The 2,729-nt window shown below is 40.6% G+C and carries 3 protein-coding genes; 2 read left to right on the forward strand and 1 reads right to left on the reverse strand.

Translation table 11 applies throughout. The features are described 5' to 3' along the window. On the forward strand, positions 1–620 hold a 620-nt coding region (locus tag AB4232_RS19270), incomplete at its 5' end, for a response regulator transcription factor (RefSeq protein WP_372087781.1). Beyond that, the gene (locus AB4232_RS19275) at positions 604–1,890 is read left to right on the forward strand and encodes a sensor histidine kinase (RefSeq protein WP_372087782.1); all 1,287 of its coding nucleotides are present in this window, start codon (positions 604–606) and stop codon (positions 1,888–1,890) included. The genes AB4232_RS19270 and AB4232_RS19275, both read left to right, overlap by 17 nt. Positions 1,891–1,936: 46 nt before the next feature. On the opposite strand, the gene AB4232_RS19280 is transcribed toward AB4232_RS19275, so the two are convergent. Beyond that, entirely contained in the window at positions 1,937–2,524 is a 588-nt protein-coding gene (locus AB4232_RS19280; protein ID WP_372087783.1) for a hypothetical protein, read from the reverse strand. Positions 2,525–2,729 lie beyond the last annotated feature (205 nt).

Genomic DNA, 2,729 nt, shown 5'->3' on the forward strand with positions numbered 1-2,729 from the left:
GTCTTGAAGAACATGGTTATGCGGTCGACCAAGCAGAAGATGGCAAAAAAGGCTTAATGATGGCGTTAAGCTCCGAGTATCAACTGGTGATTCTTGATCGCATGTTACCGTATTTGGATGGAATGAAAGTTCTCTCTGCAATCAAAGCGACAGAAGAAAATTTACCGGTATTAATTTTGAGTGCCATGGACAGCGTGGAAGATCGCGTGAATGGCCTTCAAGCAGGAAGTGATGATTATCTGATAAAACCTTTTGCTCTGGCTGAGCTTGTTGCACGAGTAGACATCATTATCAATAGAACTAAACGTCAGCCCGTTACTGAGACAAATTTGATATATGACTGCTTAGAAATCGATTTACGCGCTCATAGAGTAGTGTGTAAAAACCAAGATCTCCAATTGCAGCCCAAAGAGTTTCAACTGATTCAGTATTTCGTTGAGCACAGTGAGCAAGTTGTTTCAAGAATGCGCTTGTTTGAGGCTATTTGGAGCTACCACTTTGACCCGAAAACCAATGTCATTGATGTTCATGTCGCCAATTTAAGAAGGAAGCTTGAAGAAGCAGGTTGCCCTGATTTGCTTCATACAGTGAGAGGGGCAGGTTATGTCCTTCGTCGATGATTACTCCCTCACTCGCTCCTCTGTATTTAAGACTCTAGTCGGTTTGTTTGTGTTGGTGACAGTGATTAATGTCATCGTGATTAGGCAGGTATACAAAGACTCAGATGCGTTCCATCGGGCACAACTCATTCGACAGCTGCAAGATGAGTCATCCGAATTCAGTTATGCAGCCAATCAAAGTAAAGAGGACGTTGAAAGGTTACTTGCCGTAAAGCAAACATCCGACACTAATTTTTACTATCGCCTTTCTGAGCGAACAAGCCCTTTACTAACCACGTCTTATCCTGTTGTTTCGCTTATGTCTGAAACCGCCAACATTAGCATTGGAGATACGCATCGCTTGGTGATTGGTATTGATAGACGGGCGGTAGAAGAGTATCGAAAAACTCTAATCCCGATTGTATTTTCGGGCATCGTGCTGCCTATTGCAGTCATGCTGATTGCGGCTCTGTTTTTTACGGTTCTGATCTTAAAGCGTTTAGAAAGAGTCAACCAAGCGATGAATCGAGTGCTGTGTGGTGAAAAAAACGTAAAAATCCTCGTCTCCAAACAAGATGATGAATTTGACATTTTAGCGATTCATCTCAATTTCATGATTGAACAAATGGCTAAAAATGAAGAGTCATTGAAGTCGTTAACGGTAGGCATGGCTCATGATATGCGCACTCCTATGGCTCGGCTAAAGTTACGCTTAGAAGAGGTATTATCGGATTCAACATTGACCGACGAACATCAAGAGCAATTCTCGGCTTGCCATGATGAGTTGGAACTCATTCTATCCCTATTCAATAGCATGTTAGAGATCACCAAGCTGAATAGCGGGCAAACCTTGATCGCCACAGAGCGTGTAGATCTCGGGAAAATAGCTCAAGATGCGATCGAGTTTATCAGCCCAATAGCTGAAATGAAGCAACAGAGTTTGGTTTGTCGGCTAGACCAAGAGTGCGAAGTATTGGGTGATAAAAGTCTTCTGTTCAGGGCTGTCTTCAACATGGTTGAAAATGCAGTGAAATACACACCGGAAAAGGGCGAAATTGAAGTGGTGGTTGATTACTTTGGTGTCACGGTGGCGGACAACGGTATCGGGATATCAGATAAAGACAAGATGAATGTTTGTCGGCCTATGTTCCGTGCAGATAAGAGTCGAACGGAATTTGGCAATGGCCTTGGCTTGTCTCTGGTTGATGCCGTAGTAAAGCGTCACCATGCCCATCTTATTCTAAGAGATAACACCCCAGGGTTAAGGGCTCGCCTCTATTTTGAACGTTAACCTTAGTGGATGTTTTTAGGCAGAACAACGCCTTAATCCTTATTTCTTATAGGCTTTTTACAGCGTCAAAAAGACTTCTTTCACTATCTGATAAAGGGAGTTCAGACCATTTGGGTTCTATTGCATTTTTATATTCTTTCGGAAGCTCACCTATTGAGCAATATAACCATGCTAACTTCAGCTCTTCTCTACTCATTTCATTCACAAACTGAGCTATTAACTTGCGTTCAACTTTAAGAATACTGCGTTTCCATTGAGCCATCTCACTTAAGTTCGAGTTACTTAGAATGTCATCTACTGTTGGCTTTCCATCTCTGGTTAGCTGAGAAACAGCATTAGGCCACAGCCATTTTAAAAACTCATAACCCTTGTTTGTATAACCACCGCTATGAGCCGATTTATAGGTTCTCATTAATCGAATATGATCTTCGATTATATATTTAGACTTACCATTCCGATTCTGCCAAATCGTATATATGACACCATAAAGAGCTATTAATACAGCAGCAGTACCGCCAGAAAATGACCCAAAATTTGCCCAAGATGAAGCATCATCTCGAAATCCGAATTTAGACAGGTAAGTTCCAAATGTCAGAATAATTATCAACAGTAGTACAGCTATATGTTTGAGCAATTTATTTTATCCTCTGATGCGAATAAATCCCTTGTTAGGTATTAAACTTAACTCGAGCTCGAATATTATTTTGAAGTTGCTTAGTGTTAAACAGTAAATCATCAAACGTAAGAACTTTTATTTTTGAGCTGTTTTTATTAAATCTATTTAATTTTTTTATTTGTTCATCATTTAAATATTCTCTCATTCCGATAATGAGAAGACC

The organism is Vibrio sp. 10N.286.46.A8 (assembly GCF_041470165.1).
Lineage (GTDB): Bacteria > Pseudomonadota > Gammaproteobacteria > Enterobacterales > Vibrionaceae > Vibrio > Vibrio tasmaniensis_A.